Here is a 22,596-nt window from a genome sequence, read left to right as displayed (position 1 = left end):
TTAGCCACCGTAGATGTCGAAGCTGAAGTACTTCTTGGTGATCTTGTCGTAGTCGCCGCTGGCGCGGACATCGGCCAGACCCTTGTTGAACTTCTCGCGCAGGGCGGTGTCCGACTTGCGGAAGGCGGCGCCGATGCCGGTGCCCAGGGTCTCGTTGTCATAGGGCAGGGCGCCGAGCATCTTGCAGCAGGCCTTGCCGTCCTTCGAGGTGACGAAGGCGTCGAGCGTGAACTGGTCGGCGACGTCGGCGTCGATGCGGCCGGCCGCGAGGTCCTGGTTCACCTGGTCCTGGGTCTGGTACTGCTTGATCGTCGAGGTCTTGCCGAAGAACTTCTGGGCATAGGCCTCGTTGGTGGTCGACACCTGGACACCGATCACCTTGCCCGTGAGGTCTTCGGGCGTCATGCCGAAGGTGGCGTCCTTGGCCACGGCGATCGCCGCCGGGGTGACGTAGTACTTGTCCGAGAAGTCGACGACCTTGGCGCGCTTGGCGGTGATCGACATCGACGACATGATCATGTCGATCTGGCCCGAGGTCAGGGCCGGGATGATGCCGTCCCAGGCCACCGGGGTGATGACGCAGTCCAGCTTCTGGTCGGTGCAGATCGCGTTCATCAGGTCGACTTCCCAGCCCGACCACTTGCCCGAGGCGTCGGGCGAGGTGAAGGGCGGGTAGGGTTCGGCGGCGACGCCGACCTTGACCGGGGCGGCCGAGACGGTTCCGGCGAGGCCGAGCGCGGCGATACCGGCAAGGATCACGCTTTTCAGTTTCATGGTTACTCCCTCTCTGTTGCGCGGTGTTGCCCGCGGGGTGGCCCGTTTCAGGCCACGGTTTTCAGGAACTGGCGCAGCCGTTCCGATTTGGGCGCGCCGAACAGCGTCTCCGGCGGGCCTTCCTCCTCGATCCGCCCGTTATGGAGGTAGATCACGTGATCCGAGACCTCGCGGGCGAATTTCATCTCGTGGGTGACCAGGATCATCGTCCGGCCCTCGCCGGCGAGATCGCGGATCACGTTCAGCACCTCGCCCACCAGCTCGGGGTCGAGCGCGCTGGTCGGTTCGTCGAACAGCATCGCCCGCGGCTCGATCGCCAGCGCCCGGGCGATGGCGGCGCGCTGCTGCTGGCCGCCCGACATGAAGGCGGGATAGACATCGGTCTTCTCGGCCAGCCCGACGCGGGCGAGCAGCTTCTCGGCCCGCGCGATGGCCTCGTCCCTGGGCACGCCGAGGACATGGACCGGAACCTCGATCACGTTCTCCAGAACGGTCATGTGGCTCCACAGGTTGAAGGACTGGAACACCATGCCCAGCTCGCGCCGGATGCGCTCGATCTGCTTGCGGCTGGCGGGTGCGCCGTCGGGGCGCAGCGCGACCTCCTCGCCGTCGATCACGATCTTGCCGCTGGTCGGGGTCTCGAGGAAGTTGATGCAGCGCAGCATGGTCGACTTGCCCGAGCCCGAGCCGCCGATGATGGCGACGACGTCGCCTTCGCGCGCGGTCAGCGAAACGCCCTTGAGCACCTCGAGATCGCCGAATGACTTGTGCAGGTTCTCGACCCGGACGGTATCGGGCCGTTGTCGGTCCGCGTCAGGGCTGTTCGGGGCGCTTTGGGCCGTCACCTCTGGCATCCAGCGTCTTCTCCGTCGGTAAATCGGGTTGTATTAACACCGTCCTGCGACAATTCTGCAAGCGGATAATTTGGGCGAAATATGAACGGGATGGCCGGCCGGCCACCGCAGGTCGGGGGGAAGCGGCGGGCGCCATGCCGCACCGCGCCGCCGGCCGGAATGAAGGAGAAGGCAGCATGACCAGTATCGGAGAGGCGCTTGTCGCCGGGCTGGAAAAACGCGGTGTTTCGGTGGTGTTCGGCATTCCCGGCGTCCACACGATCGAGCTCTATCGCGGGCTGCCGGGCTCGGGCATCCGCCACGTGACGCCACGTCATGAACAGGCGGCCGGTTTCATGGCCGACGGCTATGCGCGGGTGTCGGGCAAGCCCGGTGTCGCATTCGTGATCACCGGGCCGGGGGTGACCAATATCCTGACGCCGATGGCGCAGGCGCGGGCCGATTCGGTGCCGATGCTGGTGATCTCGGGCGTCAACGAGGCCGAGAGCCAGGGCCGCGGCCTCGGTCATCTGCACGAATTGCCCGACCAGCTCGGCATGGTTTCGACCCTGGCGCTGTCGGCAGCCGAGATCGGCGCGGCGGCCGATCTGGCGCCGGCGCTGGAAACCGCCTTCGCCGCGCTGGAAGGGCGTGGCGGGCCGGTGCATCTGCAGGTGCCGCTCGACGTCATGCCCTTGCCAGCCGAGCCGCTGCCCGATCCCGTCGCGCCCGCCGCGCCGCCGCTGCCCGACCTTTCCGCCGCCGTCGAGCGGCTGAAGGGCGCCCGGCGCCCGGTGATCCTCGCCGGCGGTGGCGCCAAACGGGCGGGGGCCGAGCTGCTGGCGCTGGCCGAGCGGCTGGACGCGCCGGTCGTCCTGACCGCCAATGCCCGCGGGCTGCTGCACGGCCACCCGCTGGCGGTGCCGGCCAGCCCGAGCCTCGGCGCGACCCGGACCCTGATCGCCGGCGCCGACGCGGTCCTCGCCGTCGGCACCGAACTCGGCCCGACCGATTACGACATGTACCGGCGCGGCGGCTTCCCCGACCTGTCCCAGATGATCCGCATCGATATCGACGCCGACCAGCTCGCCCGCCACCCGGCTGCCGTGCCGTTGCAGGGCGCGGCGGCGCCGATCCTCGCCGCGCTGCTGACCGACCTGCCGCAGGGCTCCGCCGACGGGGCTGCCCGCGCGGCGCAGACGCGGGGCGCGGCGCTGGAGGAGATCGGGCCCGAGATGCGGGCGCAGGTGGCGCTGCTGGAGGCGCTGCGCGACGCGCTGCCCGGGGCGCTGGTGGTCGGCGACAGCACCCAGCCGGTCTATGCCGGCAACCTCTATTACGATCACGACCGCCCCGGCGGCTGGTTCAACGCCGCCACCGGCTATGGCGCCCTGGGCTACGGCGCCCCGGCCGCCATCGGCGCCGCGCTCGCCGATCCCGAGGCGCCGGTGGTCTGCCTGACCGGCGACGGCGGGCTGCAATTCTCGCTCGCCGAGCTGATGACGGCGAGGGACGAGGCGGTGAACGTGACCTTCCTGGTCTGGAACAACCGCGGCTATGGCGAGATCGCGGCGTCGATGGAGGCGGTGCAGGCGCCGGTGCTGGGCTGCGATCCGACGCCGCCGGGCTTCGAGGAACTCGCCCGGGCCTGCGGCCTGCCTTACCAGCGCATCGGCCCGGAGCCGGCCGCGCTGGCCGAGGCGCTGGCCGAGACGCGGGCCGTCGCCGGGCCCAAGCTGGTGGAAATCGCCGTCGGATGAGGCGGAGCCCCGCCCGCAGCGGGGCCCGCGATCCGTGCCGCTCAGTCGAACGGGTTGCGGTCGTTGCGGCCCTTCAGGGCGTCGACGCAGGTGATCAGCGCCCGGATCGAGGCCTTCGACCCGTAGAGCGTGTAGCTGTGCACATGCCGCCCGCTGGCGCTGCTCAACACCAGCCGGTTGCCGTAGGCCACTTCCTTCAGGAACTTCGAGCCGGCGCTGTTGTTGGGCAGGTTGAACAGCACCGAATGCTTGTAGAGATGGGCGTTGCTGAGCCGCCAGGACGGGTAGCTGTCGATCCGCACCTTGAGCGTGGCGCGTTCGTCGTTGAAGCCCCAGCGCGAGGAGTAGAATTGCAGTCGCACCGCGCTGCCGGGCGCGGCCCAGACCGAGAAACTGTAGCCGTTGTCGGCGACCCGGGCCTGGCATTTCATCGAACCGCTGTCATAGGCGACGACCCGGACCTGCCAGGCGCCGGAGGAATAGACCAGCTTGGAACGGGTCTCGGCAGACGCGGGCGGCGCCGCTAGTGAAACGAGCAGCCCCATCATGGCTGCCAAGACGAGTGACCGCATGAAAACCTCCCCGGAAAGGCATGTTGAGTATGCCTTCCAGACTGGCCCGATGCGGTGGGGCGATCAAGTATCCGTGAGGCCTCGTGAGGTATTTTCCGCGCCAGTGGTGCGAAGGGCGCGCATTTCCCTCAGTCGGCCCATTCCCAGGGCCGGGTGTGCTCGCCCAGAACGTGTTCGACCTTGCCGGCATCAACCGCGCCGGTCTTGCGCAGCCGCGCCACCAGCCCGCGCTTGCGGTCCTCGACGACTTCCGAGACCTCGGCCTCGAGCCCGGCGCCATGCAGGGCGGCGTTGTAGACCCGGGTGATGGCGCGCTTGCGCAGGTCGGGCTTGAACACCTTGCCGACCGCGGTCTTGGGCAGCTCGGACAGGATCTCGATATGGCGCGGGACGGCGGCACGCTCGTGGATGTTCTCGCGCGCGTGGTGCATCAGCTCGGCGACCGTCGTCGTCGCGCCGTCGACCAGTTCGACATAGGCGCAGGGCAGTTCCCCGGCAAAGCTGTCGGGCTGGCCGATGGCGCCGGCGAAGGCGACCGCCTCGTGGCTCATCAGCGCCTCCTCGATCTCGGCCGGGTCGATGTTGTGGCCGCCGCGGATGATCACGTCCTTGGCCCGGCCGGTGATGAACAGGTAGCCGTCGGCGTCGATCCGGCCCAGGTCGCCGGTGCGCAGATAGAACTCGTCGGCGAACAGGCCGCGGTTCTTGTCGTCGTCGGTATAGGTGTGGCCGGCATAGACGCCCGGGTTGTAGACGCAGATCTCGCCGACCTCGTCGGTATCGCATTCATGCAGTACGTGGCCGGTCTCGTCGCAATGCAGGATGCGGACATTGGTATAGGGGAAGGGCAGCCCGACCGAGCCGATCTTCTTTTCCCCGTCCGGCGGGTTTATCGAGACCAGGCAGGTCGCCTCGGTCAGGCCGTAGCCCTCGCAGATGGTCAGGCCGGTGGCGCTCTCGAACCGCTTGTAGAGCTCGACCGGCAGCGGCGCCGAGCCCGAGAAGGCGTAGCGCAGGGTCGAGACATCGGCGTCGACCTTGCGCTGCATCAGCGCCGAGATCGCCGTCGGCACGGTGATCAGGTAGGTGACCTTCCAGCGTTCGACCAGCTTCCAGAAATTGGCGAAGACGCCGTCGCCGCGATAGCCCGCCGGGGTCGGCAGGATCAGATGTGCGCCGGCGGCGATCACCGACATCATCACCGGGTAGGCGGCGAAGACGTGGAACAGCGGCAGCGGGCAAAGCACGTTGTCGGTCTCGCGGAACAGCAGCCGGGCGCCGAGCCAGCCGTTGTAGATCATGCCCGAGACCTTGTGCTGGGCCACTTTCGGCATGCCGGTGGTGCCGCCGGTATGGAAATAGGCGGCGACGCGGTCCTGCTCGGGATCGGCGAAGTCGAGCCCCTCGGCCTGCTGGCGGGCGCAGGCGCGGTTGAAGTCCAGCACCTGCGCCCGGTGGCCGACCTTGGTGCGCGGCCGGATCACCGGCACCAGCAGTTTCTTGGCGCCGCTGAGGTAGCGGTTGAGGTCGATCTCGAGCACGGTCTGGACGTTCGGCGCCTCGGCGACCGCGTCGGCGACCTTCTGGGCGACGTCGGATTTCGGGAAGCCCTTGATCGTGACGACGACCTTGGCGCCGGTCTCGCGCAGGATGCCGGCGATCTGTTCCGGCTCGAGCAGCGGGTTGATCGGGTTGACGATGCCGGCGACGGCGCCGGCGATCAGGGTGACGGCGGTCTCGTTGCTGTTGGGCAGGACATAGGCGACGGTGTCGTGCGGCCCGATGCCGAGGCTGCGGAACAGGTTGGCGGCCTGCGTCACCCGGTCCTTGAAGGTGCCCCAGGTCAGGGTCTCGGCCTTGTCGGTCGGGCCCGAGAGAATCTGAAACGACATCGCCCGGGCGTCGGGATTGCGCGCCGCCGTTTCCGAGAGGAACTGGTACATGGTGCGGGGAACGCGGCGCTCGCCCCAGGGCGCCTCGGCCTCGATCGCGTTGCGGTCCGCGGCGGTGGCGTAGCTTCCCATTCCGGTCTCCTCCCTTGCCCTCGCGGGCGCCCCGATTTGTCCGGAAGATGGGCAGTTTCGGGGATATAGGCAAGCCCGGCGCGGGGTGGAAACGCAACGTCAGAGCGCGGACTGCCGTCACGTCAGGGGGCCGGGCAAGGGCGCGCGTTCCGCCGTCCCGCCCGCCGACCTGCCCCCGGCTTCCGTTGCGCTGCTGCCGGCGGTTACTCTGCCGCCATGCCCTCGGTGAACTGCAGCCTGGCCAGCCGGGCATAGAGCCCGCCCTCGGCGACCAGCGCGTCGTGAGTGCCCTGGGCGACGATGCGGCCCTGGTCGAAGACGACGATGCGGTCGGCCTTCTTCACCGTCGCCAACCGGTGGGCGACGATCAGCGTCGTCCGGGTCCTGGCCAGCTCGTCGACCGCGCCCTGCACCAGCCGCTCGCTCTCGGCGTCCAGCGCCGAGGTCGCCTCGTCCAGGAGCAGGATCGGCGCGTCGCGCAGGATGGCGCGGGCGATGGCGATGCGCTGCTTCTGGCCGCCTGACAGCATCACCCCGCGCTCGCCGACATAGCTGTCATAGCCGTCGGGCAGGGCGGTCAGGAAGTCATGCGCGGCGGCGGCCCGGGCGGCGGCCTCGACCTCGGCATCGGTGGCTTCGGGCCGGCCGAAGCGGATGTTCTCGCGCGCGGTGGCGGCGAAGATCACCGGGTCCTGCGGCACCAGCGCGATGGCGCGGCGGAAGTCCGACCGCGCCATCTCGCGCAGGTCGATGCCGTCGATCGTCACCTTGCCGGTCGCCGGGTCGTAGAACCGCAGCAGCAGCTGGATGATGGTCGACTTGCCCGCGCCCGAGGGCCCGACCAGCGCCACGGTCTCGCCCGGCTTGACCATCAGCGATACCCCCTCCAGCGCCGAGGTCTCAGGCCGGGTCGGGTAATGGAAGGTGACATCGTCGAAGCCGATCGCGCCCTGCGCGGGGTGCGGCAGGGCCTTGGGCTGAGCCGGATCGGTCACCGCATCGGCGGCGTTCAGCAGCTCGACCAGCCGCTCGGTGGCGCCGGCGGCGCGCAACAGCTCGCCCCAGATCTCCGACAGCGCGCCGACCGAGCCCGAAACCATGACCGCGTAGATCACGAACTGGATCAGGGCGCCGACGCTCATCGCGCCGGCTCGGACATCGCGGGCGCCGATCCACAGCACGCCGACGACGCCGGCGAAGACGAGGAAGATGACGATCACCGTCAACAGCGCCCGCACCCCGATCCGGCGCTTGGCCGAGACAAAGGAGGCCTCGGTGATCCGGGAGAAATCCGCCCGGCTCTCGCCCTCGTGGGTGAAGGCCTGCACCGTCTGGACTGCGGTCAGCGCCTCCGAGGCGTTGCCGGACGAGGCCGCGATCCAGTCCTGGTTCTCGCGGCTCAGCCCGCGCAGCTTGCGGCCCAGCAGGATGATCGGCACGACGATGGCCGGCACGATCAGCAGCACCAGCCCGGTCAGCTTGGCGCTGGTCAGCAGCATCAGCACCAGTCCGCCGATCAGCATCAGCAGGTTGCGCAGCGCCACCGAGACCGAGGAGCCGATGACCGACAGGATCAGCGTCGTGTCGGTGGTCAGCCGGCTGACCACCTCGCCGGTCATGATCTTCTCGAAGAAGGCGGGGCTGAGGCCGATCACCTTGTCGAACAGCGCCTTGCGGATATCGGCGACGACGCGCTCGCCCAGCCGGGTGACGAGGTAGTAGCGCGCTCCGGTGCCGAGCGCCAGGGCGGTGGCGATACCGAGCGCGGCGAGGAAATAGCTGTCCAGAAGGGCCGAGGAGGAGGTGCTGAAGCCGTCGATGACGCGGCGCACGGCAATCGGCAAGATCAAGGAGATGCCGGCGGTGGTGATCAGCGCCAGCAGCACCAGCACGACCATGCCGCGATAGGGGCGCAGGAACGGCCGGAGTCCGCGCAGCCCGCCGACCCGCTTCGATGCCTCGCGTTTCTCCTGCGCCGCGTCCGTTCCTCTGGCCATGCTCTCGTTCCCGTGATCCCTGAGCCTTCCGGCCTTACGCGGATAGGCCCCGCGGGGCAAGCGCGGCGATTGCGGCCAATGGGCGCGAAACCAGGCGTTTCAGGGGCCGGAGAGCGGAAAAAGGGGGGGCGCTGCCCCCGGTCGCCGGCGCCGCCTCTCCCGGAACATACTCGCCCAGAAGACGCTTGCAGACCCCCCACCCACTTTCTGCTCGCAAATATCCCGGGGGTCCGGGGGCAGTGCACCCGGCCTTGGCTCAGACCGGGCGGCTCAGACCAGCCGTGGCGCGGCGTCGGCGGGACGGCGCGCCTCCTCGACGCCCATTCGGAAGGCGCCGCCCAGGCGGTGGGCCAGCGCCGACCAGGCGGCGGCGGCCTCGGGCCGCAGCAGGCGGTCGGCGGTCTCGTCGAAGAGGCCGAGCCAGAGCGGGAAATGCTCGGGCAGCACGTCGGTCGCGGCGCGGTGGACCATCATCGGGCTGCCGGAATAGCCGCCCTCGCGCAGGATGGCGTTCTTCCAGAAGCGGCCGATCTTCTCGATATGGGCGTCCCAGGCGGCATCGGTCTCGCCGATATGGGCGGTGAAGACCGGGCCGAGAACGGGGTGGCGGCGGATGGCGGCGTAGAAGGCCACCATCATCCGGTCGACCTCTTCGCCGGTAACGAAGAAACGGGGCGGGAACGCGGTCATCGCCTGCTCCTGTGCTGCAACGCGGCGGAGCCTGCACCCGCGCCGGGCCGGGCGCAAGGGGCGCATGGCCGCAGGTGGGGCCGCAGGTAGGGCCGCAGGAGGCAGGCCGCAGGCTCTGGACCCGGTGCCGCCGGGCGCGTATAAGCCGCGACATGACCCGCGCATTCGCGATCATCATTCGAATTACCGGCCCGGCGCTCTGACCCTTCAGACGCCGGGACAAGGCGCCTGAGCCTTCGCGCCGCCCCTTCCCAAATTCCAGACCAGTTACCGGGAACCGCTTCCGATGTGCGCCGACACGCCCAAATCCGACACGCCGACCACCGACACCCCCGACTACCGCTCCACCGTCTTCCTGCCGCAGACCGATTTCCCGATGCGCGCGGGCCTGCCCAAGCGCGAGCCGGAATGGCTTGCCCGCTGGGAGCGGATCGGCATCTACGACCGCCTGCGCGAGAAGGCCGCCGACGGCAGCCGCAAGAGCTTCATCCTGCATGACGGCCCGCCCTACGCCAACGGCCACCTGCATATCGGCCACGCGCTGAACAAGACGATCAAGGACATGATCGTCCGCTCGCGCCAGATGATGGGCCATGACTCGCGCTACGTGCCGGGCTGGGACTGCCACGGCCTGCCGATCGAGTGGAAGATCGAGGAGCAGTACCGCGCCAAGGGCCTGGACAAGGACAAGGTCGATGTCGTCGACTTCCGCCAGGAATGCCGCAAGTTCGCCGAGGGTTGGGTCGACGTCCAGCGCGAGGAGTTCAAGCGGCTCGGCATCACAGGAAAATGGGAAGATCCGTATCTGACGATGGATTTCCACGCTGAGGCAGTGATTGCCGCAGAATTCATGAAGTTCCTGATGAACGGCACGCTCTACCAGGGGTCGAAGCCGGTGATGTGGTCGCCGGTCGAGAAGACCGCGCTGGCCGAGGCCGAGGTCGAGTATCACGACCACCAGAGCCACACGATCTGGGTGAAATTCCCGGTCGTCAGCGGCTCGGACGACCTTGCCGGCCTGCCGGTGGTGATCTGGACCACCACGCCCTGGACCATCCCGCAGAACCGCGCCGTCTGCTTCAACCCCGACATCGCCTACGGCCTCTACGAGGTCACCGCGGCGCCGGAAGAGAACTGGGCCCGGGTCGGCGACAAGTTCCTGCTCGCCGACAACCTGGCCGAGGAGATCTTCGCCGCCGCGCGGGTGGACGACTATACCCGCCGCCGTGCCGTGACCGCCGAGGAACTGGGCGAGCTGACCCTCGCCCACCCGTTCCGCGGCCTCGATGGCGCCGCGGGCGAATGGGATTACGACGTGCCGGTGCTGCCCGGCGACCACGTTACCGACGATGCCGGCACCGGCTTCGTCCACACCGCGCCCAGCCATGGCGACGACGACTACCAGATCGGACTTAAGTACGGTCTGCCAATGACTTACAACGTTCTTGAGGACGGCTCCTACCGCGCCGACCTGCCGTTCTTCGGTGGCAAGGTGATCATCACCGCCAAGGGCAAGGAAGGCGACGCCAACAAGGCGGTGATCGACAAGCTGGCCGAGGCCGGGGCGCTGATCGCGCTCGGCCGGGTCAAGCATTCCTACCCGCATAGCTGGCGCTCGAAGGCGCCGCTGATCTACCGCAACACGCCGCAATGGTTCGTCGCCATCGACCGCAAGCTCGACGACGGCATGGGGCAATACGGCGACACGATCCGCAGCCGGGCGCTGACCTCGATCGACGAGCTGGTCGAGTGGACCCCGGTCTCGGGCCGCAACCGGCTCTACTCGATGATCGAGAGCCGCCCGGACTGGGTGCTGAGCCGTCAGCGCGCCTGGGGCGTGCCGCTGACCTGCTTCGTCAAGAAGGGCGCCAAGCCGGGGGACGACGATTTCCTGCTGCGCGACGAGGCGGTCAACAAGCGGGTCGTCGCCGCCTTCGAGGAAAAGGGCGCCGATGTCTGGTATGTGAAAGGCTTCAAGGAGGAAGTGCTGGCTGGCCTGCATGATCCGGAAGCCTATGAGCAGGTTTTTGATATCCTCGATGTCTGGTTCGACAGCGGTTCGACCCATGCCTTCGTCCTGCGCGACCGCGCCGACGGCACGCCGGACAGCATCGCCGACGTCTACATGGAGGGCACCGACCAGCATCGCGGCTGGTTCCATTCCTCGATGCTGCAGGCCTGCGGCACGATCGGCCGCGCGCCCTACCGCGCGGTGGTCACCCACGGCTTCACCCTCGACGAGAAGGGCATGAAGATGTCCAAGTCGCTGGGCAACACCATCGTGCCGGAAGAGGTCGTCAAGCAATACGGCGCCGATATCCTGCGGCTCTGGGTGGCGCAGACCGATTTCACCGTCGACCAGCGCATCGGGCCGGAGATCCTCAAAGGGGTCGCCGACAGCTATCGCCGGCTGCGCAACACGCTGCGCTTCATCCTCGGCAACCTTGCCGGCTGGGACGCCGACGAGGCCGTCGCCCCGGCCGAGATGCCGGAGCTGGAGCGCTGGGTGCTGCACCGTCTGGCCGAGCTCGAGACCGAGGTGCGCAAGGGCTACGAGGCCTACGACTTCCAGGGCGTGTTCCAGAAGCTGTTCCAGTTCTGCACCGTCGACCTGTCGACGCTCTATTTCGACATCCGCAAGGATGCGCTCTATTGCGACGCCCCCGACAGCCTGCGCCGCCGGGCGGCCCGCACCGTTCTCGACATCCTGTTCCACCGTCTGACCACCTGGCTGGCGCCGATCCTGGTCTTCACCATGGAGGATGTCTGGCTGTCGCGCTTCCCAGGCGAGGACTCCTCGGTCCACCTGCAGGACATGCCGGGCACGCCGGCCGAATGGCTCGACACGCCGCTGGCCGAGAAATGGGCCAGGATCCGCCGGGTTCGCCGGGTGGTGACGGCGGCGCTGGAAGTCCAGCGCAGCGCCAAGGAGATCGGCGCCAGCCTCGAGGCCGCGCCGGTGGTCCATGTCGCCGAGGCCGAGGTCGCGGCGCTGCTGCGCGAGGCCGATTTCGCCGATCTCTGCATCACCTCGGACATCATCGTCACCACCGACCCGATGCCGAACGAGGCCTTCCGCCTGCCCGAGGTCGAGGGCGTCGGCGTGGTCTTCGAACGCGCCGAGGGCGAGAAATGCCAGCGTTGCTGGCGTATCCTGCCGGATGTCGGCAGCCACAAGCACCCGGGCACCTGCGCCCGCTGCGACGCGGCGCTGGGCTGAGGCCTTTTGGCCCGGCGCTCCGGCGCCGGGCCGTCCCGGGACATGTCCTAGTCCCGCCAGCACTCCAGCAACTGCCGCAGATCCTCGCGGCTGAGGCCGATATCGCATAGCAGGCGGTCGTCGGCGCGTTTGAGCAGGAATTTCATCGACCGGCGCCGGGCGCGGCGGGCCAGCCAGCGCGCCGGCAGGGCGCGCAGGTCACGAAAGCGCATCTCGAATTTCCTTGGCGGGAGGTTTGGGGCCTTCAGGCTCTGGCCCCAGTCTCCGCCGGAAATTGACATCGCACAAACGAATAGCAATGATGGGTGCCATCGGTTCCATTGATGGCATTCGCGATGAGCATTCCCCTCGACAGCGATTTGATGCGCAGCTTTCTCGCCGTGGCGGAAAGCGGCAGCGTCACCGGGGCCGCCGACCGGCTCGGCCGCACCCAATCGGCGGTCAGCATGCAGATCAGGCGGCTGGAGGAGGCGCTGGGCCAGGACCTGTTCGACCGGCTGCCGCGCGGTGTGGCGCTGACGGCGCGGGGGCGGCAGCTGATCCCCTATGCCCGCCGCGTCACCCGTCTGCTGGACGAGGCGGCGGTGGCGCTGCGGGAAAAGCCGCTCGACGGCCCGGTACGGATCGGCATTTCCGAGGAATACAGCGAGTGCGTGCTGCCGCGGGCGCTGGCGGCCTTCGCCGAACGTCACCCGGCGGTCGAGGTCACGGTGCGCTGCGACTACTCGGCGCCGCAGCTGGCCGCGCTCGCGGCGGATGAGCTCGACCTTGCGGTGATCTTCGAATGGAACCGGCCGGCGACGGGAGAGGTGCTCTGCGTCGACCCGACGGTCTGGGTGACGTCTGTCGCCCATGGCCAGCACCGCCGCCGCAAGCTGCCCATCGGCGTCTACCACCATTCCGACTGGTGTCGCGACTTCGCCCTGCGCTCGCTCGACCAGCAGGGGATCGAGTATCGCACCGCCTTCGAATGCGACACGCCCGGCGGCTTGCGGCAGGCGGTGCAGGCCGGGCTGGCGGTGGTGCCGCTGACGCGCAGCACCATCCCCGAGGGCTGCCGCGAACTGACCGCCACCGACGGCTTCCCGATCGTCGACAGCTCCTGCGTCGTGCTGCGTCACAATCCGCGCGGCTCTTCCGCCGCCATCGACGGGCTGGCGGCGATGCTGCGCGCGGCGTTCCGGCCGCTGGCCACCCGCGCGGCCGCCGAATGAAACGCGCGACATTCGACACCCCGACCGGGCCGGTGACCGTGACCGAGGAGGGCGGCGCCATCACCGGGCTGAGCTGGGGCGGGGGCGGGGACGACCGTTCGGAGCTGCTCGACGAGGCCGGGCGGCAGCTGGCCGCCTATTTCGCCGGCGAGCGGCAGGCGTTCGATCTGCCGTTGCGCCCGCGCGGCAACGAGTTCCAGCAGGGTTTCTATGCCGTGCTGCGGGCGATTCCCTGGGGCGAGACCCGGACCTATGGCGAGATCGCGGCCGAGATGGGGGCGAGCGCCCAGGCCATCGGCCAGGCCTGCGGCGCCAACCCGATCCCGATCTTCATCCCCTGTCACCGCGTGCTGGGGGCCAACTCTCTCGGCGGCTTCTCGGGCGGCACCGGGGTCGAGACCAAGGTGGCGCTGCTGCGGCTGGAAAAGGCGGCGGGGCTGTTGATCTGATCCTAGCGCCGCTCGGGCACGATCTGCTGGGCGATGCCGGCGAAGACCAGGTAAAGGCTGGTGAGCGCCAGCCCGGCATGGACGAAGGCGCCGGGGTTGAAATTGGTCCAGGCCGACCAGCCGGCGAAGGCGGTCCAGGCCAGCGTCACCGGCAGCGACACCGCCCGCCAGCGCCTGGTCCGCACCGGGTGGATGAATTTCAGCGGCGTGAACATCGTCGCCGCCAGCACCACGACGATGCCCAGCGTGACCCAGAAATCGGGCTGCAGCGCGAAGATCACGATCGCCAGCATGTTCCAGCAGCCGGGGAAGCCGGCGAAGGAATTGTCCTTGGTCTTCATCCGCGTGTCGGCGAAGTAGAGCACGCTGCCATAGGTGATGACGATGATCGCGATCCAGCCGGTCCAGCCCGGCAGCAGGTCGGACTTGAACAGCGCGAAGGCGGGGATGAAGACGTAGGTCAGATAGTCGATGATCAGGTCCATCAGGACCCCGTCGATCATCGGCGCGTTGGTCTTGACGCCGTAGCGCCGGGCCAGCGGGCCATCGACCCCGTCGACGATGAAGGCGACCACCAGCCACAGGAACATCAGCGACCATTTCGCCTCGACCGCGGCCAGCATCGCCAGCATCGACAGCACCGCGCCGGTCGCGGTGAGCAGGTGAACGCCGAGGGCTTTCTTCTGAGGTGTCATTCTGTCGTCATGCTGGAAATTTGCGCCCAGTGCAACGGCGGCGGGCCGGTTTCGGGGCCCGATCAGCTGCGCGGGTGGGCCTTTTCGTAGACCTCCATCAGCCGCGCGGTATCGACGGCGGTATAGGCCTGGGTGGTCGAGAGAGAGGCATGGCCGAGCAGTTCCTGGATCGCCCGCAGGTCGCCGCCGGCCGAGAGCAGGTGGGTGGCGAAGGAATGGCGCATCGCATGCGGCGTCGCCGTCGCCGGCAGGCCGAGCTGCATCCGGGCCTGCTCCATCACCTTGGCGATGGCGCGCGGCGACAGGGCGCCGCCGCGGGCACCGCGGAACAGCGGCTGGCCCGGCTCGGGCGGGTAGGGCGCCAGGCGGGCATAGCGGGCGACGGCGGCGCGGGCGGCGGGGAGCACCGGCACCAGCCGTTCCTTGCCGCCCTTGCCCCTGATCCGCAGCACCTCGGGCAGCGGCAGGGCGTCGCCAGTCAGGGAAAGCGCCTCGGAGATCCGCAGCCCGCAACCGTAGAGCAGCGTGACGACCGCCATGTCGCGGGCGTTGATCCAGTCCTTGCTGCTCTGGGTGCCGACGGTCTCGATCATCGCCTTGGCCGCGTCCTCGGCCAGCGGCCGCGGCAGCTTGCGCTGGAACTTCGGGCTGCGGGCCGAGAGAACGGCGGTGGCGTCGAAGCCCTCGCGGTCGGAGAGCCAGCGGACGAAGCTTTTCACCGCCGACAGCGCCCGCGCCGCCGAGCGCGCGGCGACGCCGCGGCCGCGTTCATGCGCCAGCCAGGCACGCAGGTCGGACTGGCTCAGCCGGGTCAGGATGCCCAGCCCCTGCTGGGCGCCGTGATGCTGGGCCAGGAAGGCGAGGAAGCCGGTGACGTCGGTGCGGTAGGCGGTGACCGTGTTCGCCGCCGCCCCGTCCAGCGCCGCCAGATGGGCCAGCCAGCCCTCGAGCGCGTCGCGCTGGGCGGGCGACAGGGCCAGGCTCATCCTCGCGGCCTCACCGCCCCGGCCTCAGGACAGCCAGCGCCGCATCGAGCGTTCGAAGACGCCGGCGAAGAAGGTCAAGAGGTCGGTGCCCTGGGCGGGCTTGAACTGGTGCGGGTCTTCCGAGCCCAGCACCAGCATCCCCGGCAGCCGGCCTTCGCCCAGGTCGAGCCGCATCAGCGCCTCGGAACGCACCCAGGACGCCGCCTCGCCGTAGATCGCGTCGGAACTGGGCAGGGTCTGGCGCAGGCTGACCGGCCGGATCGGCAGGTTGCGGCCGTCGGTGATATAGGCGTCGATGAAGCCCGGCTCGGCGATGCAGAGAACGTCGTCGAGGCGCTTCAGCACCGGGTCTTCCTCGCTCTGCGCGGTTTCCAGCACCAGCCGGATGCAGTCGACCCGCAGGATATCGGCCATGTCGCCGCCGAGGCTGGCGAGGAATTCCTCGAAACTGACCGGGTCGAGCAGCCGCAGCACGGCGCGGTGGATCTGGTTGGTGCCGGCGAGGTTCTCGTAGGCCGCAGCGATCACCGAGCGGTGCATGTCCTCGAGCCGGTCGAGCCGGGATTCGAGCCGCTCCATCGCGATGCCGCGCAAATCGACGACGTTCGAGCCGAGCATGCGCTCGTTCGCGGCCACCAGGGCCCGCATCACGTCGTGGTCGTCGAGAATCACATCCGGGTCGGCGAGGATCTTGTCGCGCAGGGTGTCGCGCAAGGTCTCGTCGCTCAGTGCCGTTTCTGCCATGCCTGTCCCAATCCGGTCTGCTCGTTTGTTTTGCCGGAATCTTAGCGAAGGGCAGGGGCGCTGGCCATGGTTTTGATCGTCGCCGGCAAGACTGGGCGGAAACCTGTGCCCGCAAAGCAAGGGCCGGGCAAAGCAAGGGCCGGGCACGGTCTGGCGACCGGCCCGGCCCTGAAGGGCTTGCCGCGGCGGGCTTAGAGGATCTTCTGCCCGGTCTTGGCCCAGTCCTTGAGGAAGGCGTCGAGCCCCTTGTCGGTCAGCGGGTGCAGCGCCAGCTTGCGGATCACCTCCGGCGGCGCGGTCATCACGTCGGCGCCGATCCGGGCGACCTCGGCGACATGGTTCACCGAGCGGATCGAGGCCGCCAGAATCTGTGTGGAAAAGTCGTAATTGTCATAGATCTGCCGGATGTCCGCGATCAGATCCGTGCCGTCGAGGTTGATATCGTCCAAGCGGCCGATGAAGGGCGAGACGAAGGTCGCGCCCGCTTTCGCCGCCAGCAGCGCCTGGTTGGCCGAGAAGCACAGGGTGACGTTGACCATGTGGCCCTCGCCGCTGAGCGCCTTGCAGGCCTTGAGCCCGTCCCAGGTCAGCGGCACCTTGATGGCGATGTTCTCGGCGATCTCGGCCAGCTTGCGGCCCTCGGCGATCATGCCCTCGGCGTCCAGCGCCACGGTCTCGGCCGAGACCGGGCCCGAGACGATGCCGCAGATCTCCTTGGTGACCTCGAGGATGTCGCGGCCCGATTTCATGATCAGCGAAGGGTTGGTGGTGACCCCGTCGAGCAGCCCGAGCTCTGCGAGCTCGGCAATGGCTTCGACATCGGCGGTGTCGGCGAAGAATTTCATGGCAGCCTCCTCTTGGGTTGCGGCGTCGTTCGGGCGATGTATTAGCGCAGGGGATCGGGGGTCGAAAGCCAAAAGGAGGGCCGCAGAGGGTGTCCGGCGCAGGTTTGTTCGGTCAGGCGGAATTCGAGGCGGGTCAGCGCGTCGGCGTGCTGACGACGCAGCCGCTCGACCGGGTGCTCGATTACCGCGCGCCCGAGGGCGGCTGCTCGACCGGCGACTTCGTCGAGGTGCCGCTGGGGCCGCGCCGGGTGCTGGGCGTGGTCTGGGGCCCGGGCGAGGGCAGCTTCGACGCCGCCAGGCTGCGCCCGGTCCACCGCGTCCTCGACGCGCCGCCGATGCGCGACGAGCTGCGCAGCTTCATCGCCCGCGCCGCCGACTACACCCTGACGCCCTTGCCGGCGATGCTGCGGCTGGCGACGCGGGCGCCGGGGCTGGGCGACAACCCGGCGATGCGGCATGTCTACCGCCTGGCCGGCGGCGAACCCGACCGGATGACCGACGCCCGCGCCCGCACGATCGCGGCGATGCGCGAGCATGGCGGGCTGGCCTTCACCCTGGGTGAGCTCTCGCATCTCGCCGGGGTCTCGACCTCGGTGATCAAGGGGCTGGTGAAGCAGGGCGTGATCGTCGAGGAGGAGGCCCCGCGCGACCTGCCTTACCCGCATCTCGACCCCGAGTTGCCGGGACGCGAGCTGACCGCCGACCAGGCCGCCGCCTCCGAAAGCCTGCGCCAGGGCGTCGCCGCGGGGCGCTACGGCACCACGCTGCTCAAGGGCGTGACGGGATCGGGCAAGACCGAGGTCTATCTCGAAGCCGTCGCCGAATGCCTGAAGAAGGGCCGGCAGGCGCTGGTGCTGCTGCCCGAGATCGCGCTCACCGCCGGTTTCCTCGCAAGGGTCGAGGACCGCTTCGGCGCCCGGCCGGCGGAATGGCATTCCGGCGTCACCCAGACCGAGCGGCGGCGGCTGTGGCGGATGGTCGGGCAGGGCGGCGCGCAGCTCGTGGTCGGTGCCCGCTCGGCCCTGTTCCTGCCGTTCCGCGACCTCGGGTTGATCGTCGTCGACGAGGAGCACGACACTTCCTACAAGCAGGAGGACGGCGTCCTCTACAACGCCCGCGACATGGCGGTGCTGCGGGCCTCGCTGGCCTCGGCGCAGGTGATCCTGGCCTCGGCGACGCCGAGCCTCGAGACCTGGGCCAATGCCGAGGCCGGGAAGTACCGGCGGCTCGACCTGGCGTCGCGCTTCGGCGCCTCGGAGCTGCCCGAGATGCGGGCGATCGACATGCGCGAGGCCGGGTTGCCGGCCAATCGCTGGATCTCGCCCGAGCTGCAGAAGGCGGTCAGGGCGCGGCTGCAGGCCAAGGAACAGGCGCTGCTGTTCCTCAACCGCCGCGGCTATGCGCCGGTGACGATCTGCCGGGCCTGCGGCCACCAGATCGCCTGCGAGCATTGCGACGCCCGGATGGTCGAGCACCGCTTCCTCAAGCGCCTGGTCTGCCACCAATGCGGCGAGACCAAGCCGATGCCCGAGGCCTGCCCCTCCTGCGGCGTCGAGGGCAAGCTGGCGCCGGTCGGCCCCGGGGTCGAGCGGCTGGGCGAGGAAGTCACCGAGCTCTTCCCCGAGGCCCGGGTCGCGGTGCTGTCCTCGGACCTGTTCGGCTCGGCCCGGGCGCTGAAGGCGCAGATCGAGGCCATCGCCGAGGGCGCGGCCGACATCATCATCGGCACCCAGCTGGTCGCCAAGGGCCACAACTTCCCGCTGCTGACGCTGGTCGGCGTCATCGACGCCGATCTCGGGCTTCAGGGCAGCGACCTGCGCGCGGCCGAGCGCACCTTCCAGCTGATGCGCCAGGTCGCCGGCCGGGCCGGCCGGGCCGAGCGCCCGGGCGAGGCGCTGCTGCAGACCTGGCAGCCCGAGCACCCGGTGATCCGCGCCATCCTGTCGGGCGACGAGGAGGGCTTCTGGCGCGCCGAGGCGGCCGAGCGCGAGGCCGCCGGCATGCCGCCCTACGGCCGGATGGCCGGCATCGTGCTGTCCTCGCCGAACCTGCAGGAGGCGTTCGACTTCGGCAACGAGCTCGCCCGCCGCGACGCCCCGCTGCGCGCCATCGGGGCCCAGCTCTTCGGTCCGGCGCCGGCGCCGATCGCCCGGATTCGCGGCCGCCACCGGGTCCGTCTGCTGGTCAAGGCGGCGAAGGGCGCGGCGCTGCAACCGGCGCTGGCGCGCTGGCTGGCCCAGCTCAAGCCCCCGGCGAATCTTCGGCTCAGCGTCGATATCGATCCGCAGAGTTTTTTCTGAACGTTTCCGGGCAACTGCCGGGGCCACTGGGAAAAATCCCGTTATTCAGGCGATTTAGGGCGCGCCGGATCGCGCTGTGCCGTGCTAGCCTATACGAAAGACTATGATCGGGCAGGGAGAGCGGAATGCGGGTCATCGTGATCGGGGCGGGGCCGGCGGGGTTGGCCGCCGCCGCCTGCGCCGGTCAGGCGGGGCACGCGGTCACGGTGTTCGAGCGCGCCGATCGCGTCGGCGCCGCCTGGCACGGCCATTACGACCGGCTCCACCTGCATACGCCGAAATCGCGCTCTGGCCTGCCGTATCTGCCGATGCCGGACGATTTCCCGCGCTACCCGTCGCGGGCGCAGGTCATCGACTACCTTGAGCGTTATGCCGATCACTTCGCTATCGCCCCGGTCTTCGGCGCCGAGGTGCGCGCGGTGCGCCGCGAGGGCGCCGGCTGGTATGTCCGCCATGCCGGCGGCGGCGCCGAGGCCGAGGCGGAGGCGGTGATCTTCGCCACCGGGCTGGCCGACCGGCCGCATTGGCCGACCTGGCCGGGACTCGAGAGCTTTCCCGGCCCGATGCTGCATTCCTCCTCCTATCGCCGGCCGGACAGCGTCGCCGGGCGGCGGGTGCTGGTGGTCGGCTTCGGCAATTCCGGCGGCGAGATCGCGCTCGACCTGGCCGAGGCGGGGCGCGAGGTCGATATCGTCGTCCGGCGCCCGGTCAACCTGCTGCCGAAAGAACTGTTCGGGATCCCCATCGTCAGCCTGGGCCTGCTGCAGAAGATCCTGCCCTACCGCGTGGCGGATGCGATCACCGCGCCGCTGCTGACCCTGGCGATGGGGGATTACGGCCGCTACGGGCTGCGCAAGGCGGCGAAGGGGCCGGTGGCGCAGGTGCGCGAGGACGGGCGGGTGCCGCTGATCGATACCGGCACCCTGGCCAAGATCCGCGACGGGGTCATCGGCGTCCGCCCCGGCATCGCCCGCATCGTCGGCGACGAGATCACCTTCACCGACGGCGTTCGCGCGCATTACGACGCGCTGATGCTGGCCACCGGCTACGAGGTCGACCTGCGCCCGATCCTGGGCCGCGACAGCCCGGCGCTCGATGCGCTCGGCCGGCCGCTGGCCTCGGGCGGACGGTCGGCGGCGCCGGGGCTCTATTTCTGCTCCTACCGGGCGACGCCGAACGGCCAGCTGCGGACCATCTCGCAGGAAGCGCGGGCGATCGCCGCCGACCTGGAACCGGGGTGAGCCGGGGGGCGTTGCCGCCCTGCGCTGCTGCGCCCCGCGGCTGCGGTGCCTGGCAGCAGGGTCGGGAAGGGTCCGAAGAAGCGGAATGGGGGCCAACTGCACCGGCAAAAGCAAAACGGGCAAAAGCAAAACGCGGCGCCCGGGGGCGCCGCGTTCGCAATCGCTTCGAGGATCGAAGGGCCGGGGATCACTCCTCGGCGGCCGCGCCCTCTTCGCCGCCTTCACCTTCTTCGCCCTCGTCGCTCGCCTTCAGGCCCGACGGGGCCGCGATGTTGGCGATGACGAAGTTGCGGTCGATGGTCGGCTTGGCGCCTTTCGGCAGCTCGATATCGTTGATGTGGATGACATCGCCGATATCGCGGCCGGTCAGGTCGACGGTCAGCATCTCCGGGATGTCGCCCGCGGTCACTTCCAGCTCGACTTCGGGGCGCACCACGACCAGCGTGCCGCCGCGCTTGAGGCCCGGCGCGGTGTCGTGGCCTTCGAACTCGACATGGATGAAGAGGTTGATCCGCGAGGTCCGGTGCAGGCGCATGAAATCGACATGCGTCGGCAGATCCTTGACCACGTCGCGCTGAACGCCGCGGCAGATGACGCGGACGTCGTCCTGGCCCGGAACCTTGAGGTTGAACAGGGTCGACAGGAAGCGACCGGCGCGCAGCCGGGTCAGCAGCGGGTTGAATTCCAGGTTGATGGGAAGCGGATCGACGCCGCCACCATAAACGATACCGGGTACGTAGCCCTCACGACGAGCTTGACGAGCGGCCCCCTTGCCTGTCCCCGTCCGTACCTCGGCGTTAAGATCAGGGATCTTGCCAGCCATTTGAGGTCTCCATTGGTTGCAGATGGCCATCCTCCAAGGGTGCATGGCCACGAAGGCAGGCCTATAGGGGAGATTCGCCGCGAAGGGAAGGGCGAAAGCGGCGCCGGGCGCGGAAGGCGCGGCGCCGCGTCCTCGAAGGCCCGGCGGTCCTCAGACCCAGTCGCCCTCGAAATCCGCCGGCACCAGCAGGTTCTCGTGCCGTAGCTCCTTGACGTCGCGCTCGCCGCACAGCGCCATCGAGATGTCGAGCTCCTTCTGGATCACCTCGAGCGCCTTGGTCACGCCCTCTTCCCCCATCGCGCCGAGGCCGTAGATGAAGGCGCGGCCGATATAGGTGCCCTTGGCGCCGAGCGCGAGCGCCTTGAGCACGTCCTGGCCCGAGCGGATGCCGCTGTCCATATGGACCTCGATGTCCTTGCCGACGGCGCGGACGATGCGCGGCAGCATCCGGATCGAGGACAGGGCGCCGTCGAGCTGGCGGCCGCCATGGTTCGAAACGATCAGCGCGTCGGCGCCGAAATCGGCGCAGATCCGGGCGTCCTCCTCGTCCAGCACGCCCTTGAGGATCAGCTTGCCGCCCCACATGTCGCGGATGCGGGCGATCTTGTCCCAGTCGAGCTTGGGGTCGAACTGCTCGGCGGTCCAGCTGAACAGCGACGAGGCGTCGCCGACGCCCTTGGCATGGCCGACGATATTGCCGAAGAAGCGGCGCTTGGTGGCCAGCATCTCGAGCCCCCATTGCCACTTGGTGGCGAGGTTGATCATCGTCGGCAGGGTCATCTTCGGCGGCGCCGAGAGGCCGTTCTTGAGGTCCTTGTGGCGCTGGCCGAGGATCTGCAGGTCGAGCGTCAGCACCAGCGCGTCGCAGCCCGCCTTCCTGGCCCGTTCAAGGATCGCCTCGACGAACTCCCAGTCGCGCATGACGTAGAGCTGGAACCAGAACGGTTTCGTGGTGTGGGCGGCGACATCCTCGATCGAGCAGATCGACATCGTCGACAGGGTGAAGGGCACGCCGAACTTCTCGGCCGCCCTGGCCGCCTTGATCTCGCCGTCGGCGCGCTGCATCCCGGTCAGGCCGACCGGCGCCAGCGCCACCGGCATCGCCACCTTGCGGCCGATCATCTCGCTTTCCGTGGTCCGGCCGGACATGTCGACCGCCACCTTCTGGCGCAGGCGCAGCTTCTCGAAATCGGTCGTGTTCTCGCGGAAGGTCTGCTCGGTATAGCTGCCGCTCTCGGCATAGTCGTAGAACATCTTCGGCGTGCGCCGGCGGTGCAGGTCCTTGAGATCGGCGATATTGGTGATGACGGGCATGGCCTGGCCTTTCGCGAGGATTGGTAAAAAGCGGTTACCAATCAATGCCGGTTTGCGCAATGACTTCGAGCGGACGGGGCGAGGCAACTCTTCCCAACTGTTTCGCCCGGCGTTT

General features: G+C 69.0%; 19 protein-coding genes. 6 read left to right on the top strand and 13 right to left on the bottom strand.

All coding sequences use genetic code 11. From position 1 onward, the window contains the following. On the bottom strand, window positions 1-774 hold the full coding sequence (locus ACFOES_RS12165) for a transporter substrate-binding domain-containing protein (RefSeq protein WP_377833546.1): 774 nt from the start codon (window positions 772-774) through the stop codon (window positions 1-3). A gap of 47 nt (window positions 775-821) precedes the next feature. Next, window positions 822-1,628 (bottom strand): ABC transporter ATP-binding protein, encoded by an 807-nt coding sequence (locus tag ACFOES_RS12160; protein ID WP_377833545.1) that lies wholly within the window; start codon window positions 1,626-1,628, stop codon window positions 822-824. A gap of 176 nt (window positions 1,629-1,804) precedes the next feature. Here ACFOES_RS12160 and ACFOES_RS12155 point away from each other — a divergent pair, with 176 nt between their 5' ends. Then, window positions 1,805-3,367 (top strand): 5-guanidino-2-oxopentanoate decarboxylase, encoded by a 1,563-nt coding sequence (locus tag ACFOES_RS12155; RefSeq protein WP_377833544.1) that lies wholly within the window; start codon window positions 1,805-1,807, stop codon window positions 3,365-3,367. A gap of 41 nt (window positions 3,368-3,408) precedes the next feature. Here ACFOES_RS12155 and ACFOES_RS12150 read toward each other — a convergent pair whose 3' ends face one another. The 4 genes from ACFOES_RS12150 to ACFOES_RS12135 all read right to left on the bottom strand — a co-directional run bounded on the left by ACFOES_RS12150 (window position 3,409) and on the right by ACFOES_RS12135 (window position 8,650). Continuing rightward, on the bottom strand, window positions 3,409-3,939 hold the full coding sequence (locus ACFOES_RS12150) for a hypothetical protein (RefSeq protein WP_377833543.1): 531 nt from the start codon (window positions 3,937-3,939) through the stop codon (window positions 3,409-3,411). A gap of 128 nt (window positions 3,940-4,067) precedes the next feature. Further along, window positions 4,068-5,963, bottom strand: a complete 1,896-nt coding sequence (locus ACFOES_RS12145; protein ID WP_377833542.1) for an acyl-CoA synthetase — start codon at window positions 5,961-5,963, stop codon at window positions 4,068-4,070. A 203-nt stretch (window positions 5,964-6,166) separates the two neighbouring features. Continuing rightward, window positions 6,167-7,960, bottom strand: coding sequence for an ABC transporter transmembrane domain-containing protein (locus tag ACFOES_RS12140; RefSeq protein WP_377833541.1), 1,794 nt, complete (start codon window positions 7,958-7,960; stop codon window positions 6,167-6,169). A 270-nt stretch (window positions 7,961-8,230) separates the two neighbouring features. Next, window positions 8,231-8,650: a group III truncated hemoglobin gene (locus ACFOES_RS12135; protein WP_377833540.1), complete on the bottom strand. Its 420-nt coding sequence runs from the start codon at window positions 8,648-8,650 to the stop codon at window positions 8,231-8,233. A 286-nt stretch (window positions 8,651-8,936) separates the two neighbouring features. Between ACFOES_RS12135 and ileS the strand changes: the two genes are divergently transcribed. Further along, complete coding sequence (gene ileS, locus ACFOES_RS12130) at window positions 8,937-11,870, top strand: isoleucine--tRNA ligase (RefSeq protein WP_377833539.1); 2,934 nt, start codon at window positions 8,937-8,939, stop codon at window positions 11,868-11,870. Window positions 11,871-11,917: 47 nt separating this feature from the next. Here ileS and ACFOES_RS12125 read toward each other — a convergent pair whose 3' ends face one another. Next, window positions 11,918-12,082, bottom strand: coding sequence for a hypothetical protein (locus ACFOES_RS12125; RefSeq protein WP_377833538.1), 165 nt, complete (start codon window positions 12,080-12,082; stop codon window positions 11,918-11,920). A gap of 111 nt (window positions 12,083-12,193) precedes the next feature. Between ACFOES_RS12125 and ACFOES_RS12120 the strand changes: the two genes are divergently transcribed. Then, the gene (locus ACFOES_RS12120; protein ID WP_377833537.1) at window positions 12,194-13,084 is read left to right on the top strand and encodes a LysR family transcriptional regulator; all 891 of its coding nucleotides are present in this window, start codon (window positions 12,194-12,196) and stop codon (window positions 13,082-13,084) included. Next, window positions 13,081-13,533: a methylated-DNA--[protein]-cysteine S-methyltransferase gene (locus ACFOES_RS12115; RefSeq protein ID WP_377833536.1), complete on the top strand. Its 453-nt coding sequence runs from the start codon at window positions 13,081-13,083 to the stop codon at window positions 13,531-13,533. Before ACFOES_RS12120 ends, ACFOES_RS12115 begins: the two co-directional genes overlap by 4 nt. A gap of 2 nt (window positions 13,534-13,535) precedes the next feature. On the opposite strand, the gene ACFOES_RS12110 is transcribed toward ACFOES_RS12115, so the two are convergent. The 4 genes from ACFOES_RS12110 to fsa all read right to left on the bottom strand — a co-directional run bounded on the left by ACFOES_RS12110 (window position 13,536) and on the right by fsa (window position 16,803). After that, window positions 13,536-14,228, bottom strand: a complete 693-nt coding sequence (locus ACFOES_RS12110) for a CDP-alcohol phosphatidyltransferase family protein (protein WP_377833535.1) — start codon at window positions 14,226-14,228, stop codon at window positions 13,536-13,538. 62 nt (window positions 14,229-14,290) lie between these two features. After that, on the bottom strand, window positions 14,291-15,214 hold the full coding sequence (locus tag ACFOES_RS12105) for a tyrosine recombinase XerC (RefSeq protein WP_377833534.1): 924 nt from the start codon (window positions 15,212-15,214) through the stop codon (window positions 14,291-14,293). Window positions 15,215-15,238: 24 nt separating this feature from the next. Further along, a complete protein-coding gene (locus ACFOES_RS12100) occupies window positions 15,239-15,958 on the bottom strand; it encodes a DUF484 family protein (RefSeq protein ID WP_377833533.1) in 720 nt (239 codons plus the stop codon). Between the two features lie 191 nt (window positions 15,959-16,149). Next, window positions 16,150-16,803, bottom strand: coding sequence for a fructose-6-phosphate aldolase (gene fsa / locus ACFOES_RS12095; RefSeq protein WP_377833532.1), 654 nt, complete (start codon window positions 16,801-16,803; stop codon window positions 16,150-16,152). An 89-nt stretch (window positions 16,804-16,892) separates the two neighbouring features. Here fsa and ACFOES_RS12090 point away from each other — a divergent pair, with 89 nt between their 5' ends. Together ACFOES_RS12090 and ACFOES_RS12085 are read left to right on the top strand one after the other, a co-directional pair. Then, window positions 16,893-19,103, top strand: coding sequence for a primosomal protein N' (locus ACFOES_RS12090; RefSeq protein WP_377833531.1), 2,211 nt, complete (start codon window positions 16,893-16,895; stop codon window positions 19,101-19,103). Between the two features lie 125 nt (window positions 19,104-19,228). After that, the gene (locus tag ACFOES_RS12085; protein WP_377833530.1) at window positions 19,229-20,344 is read left to right on the top strand and encodes a flavin-containing monooxygenase; all 1,116 of its coding nucleotides are present in this window, start codon (window positions 19,229-19,231) and stop codon (window positions 20,342-20,344) included. Between the two features lie 187 nt (window positions 20,345-20,531). Here ACFOES_RS12085 and ACFOES_RS12080 read toward each other — a convergent pair whose 3' ends face one another. Further along, window positions 20,532-21,167, bottom strand: coding sequence for a 50S ribosomal protein L25/general stress protein Ctc (locus tag ACFOES_RS12080; protein ID WP_377833529.1), 636 nt, complete (start codon window positions 21,165-21,167; stop codon window positions 20,532-20,534). 150 nt (window positions 21,168-21,317) lie between these two features. Further along, entirely contained in the window at window positions 21,318-22,481 is a 1,164-nt protein-coding gene (locus tag ACFOES_RS12075; RefSeq protein ID WP_377833528.1) for an alpha-hydroxy acid oxidase, read from the bottom strand. Window positions 22,482-22,596: the final 115 nt, after the last annotated feature.

The sequence above is a fragment of the Acidimangrovimonas pyrenivorans genome (assembly GCF_042643245.1).
In the GTDB taxonomy this organism is placed as follows: Bacteria; Pseudomonadota; Alphaproteobacteria; order Rhodobacterales; family Rhodobacteraceae; genus Acidimangrovimonas; species Acidimangrovimonas pyrenivorans.
Note: the sequence above shows the minus strand (reverse complement) of the source record. Positions and strands in the feature narration are given on the sequence as shown.

Coding starts and splice junctions, on each gene's coding strand:
- ACFOES_RS12165 (WP_377833546.1), bottom strand. CDS start 774: ATGAAACTGAAAAGCGTGATCCTTGCCGGTATCGCCGCGCTCGGCCTC.
- ACFOES_RS12160 (WP_377833545.1), bottom strand. CDS start 1,628: ATGCCAGAGGTGACGGCCCAAAGCGCCCCGAACAGCCCTGACGCGGAC.
- ACFOES_RS12155 (WP_377833544.1), top strand. CDS start 1,805: ATGACCAGTATCGGAGAGGCGCTTGTCGCCGGGCTGGAAAAACGCGGT.
- ACFOES_RS12150 (WP_377833543.1), bottom strand. CDS start 3,939: ATGCGGTCACTCGTCTTGGCAGCCATGATGGGGCTGCTCGTTTCACTA.
- ACFOES_RS12145 (WP_377833542.1), bottom strand. CDS start 5,963: ATGGGAAGCTACGCCACCGCCGCGGACCGCAACGCGATCGAGGCCGAG.
- ACFOES_RS12140 (WP_377833541.1), bottom strand. CDS start 7,960: ATGGCCAGAGGAACGGACGCGGCGCAGGAGAAACGCGAGGCATCGAAG.
- ACFOES_RS12135 (WP_377833540.1), bottom strand. CDS start 8,650: ATGACCGCGTTCCCGCCCCGTTTCTTCGTTACCGGCGAAGAGGTCGAC.
- ileS (WP_377833539.1), top strand. CDS start 8,937: ATGTGCGCCGACACGCCCAAATCCGACACGCCGACCACCGACACCCCC.
- ACFOES_RS12125 (WP_377833538.1), bottom strand. CDS start 12,082: ATGCGCTTTCGTGACCTGCGCGCCCTGCCGGCGCGCTGGCTGGCCCGC.
- ACFOES_RS12120 (WP_377833537.1), top strand. CDS start 12,194: ATGGCATTCGCGATGAGCATTCCCCTCGACAGCGATTTGATGCGCAGC.
- ACFOES_RS12115 (WP_377833536.1), top strand. CDS start 13,081: ATGAAACGCGCGACATTCGACACCCCGACCGGGCCGGTGACCGTGACC.
- ACFOES_RS12110 (WP_377833535.1), bottom strand. CDS start 14,228: ATGACACCTCAGAAGAAAGCCCTCGGCGTTCACCTGCTCACCGCGACC.
- ACFOES_RS12105 (WP_377833534.1), bottom strand. CDS start 15,214: ATGAGCCTGGCCCTGTCGCCCGCCCAGCGCGACGCGCTCGAGGGCTGG.
- ACFOES_RS12100 (WP_377833533.1), bottom strand. CDS start 15,958: ATGGCAGAAACGGCACTGAGCGACGAGACCTTGCGCGACACCCTGCGC.
- fsa (WP_377833532.1), bottom strand. CDS start 16,803: ATGAAATTCTTCGCCGACACCGCCGATGTCGAAGCCATTGCCGAGCTC.
- ACFOES_RS12085 (WP_377833530.1), top strand. CDS start 19,229: ATGCGGGTCATCGTGATCGGGGCGGGGCCGGCGGGGTTGGCCGCCGCC.
- ACFOES_RS12080 (WP_377833529.1), bottom strand. CDS start 21,167: ATGGCTGGCAAGATCCCTGATCTTAACGCCGAGGTACGGACGGGGACA.
- ACFOES_RS12075 (WP_377833528.1), bottom strand. CDS start 22,481: ATGCCCGTCATCACCAATATCGCCGATCTCAAGGACCTGCACCGCCGG.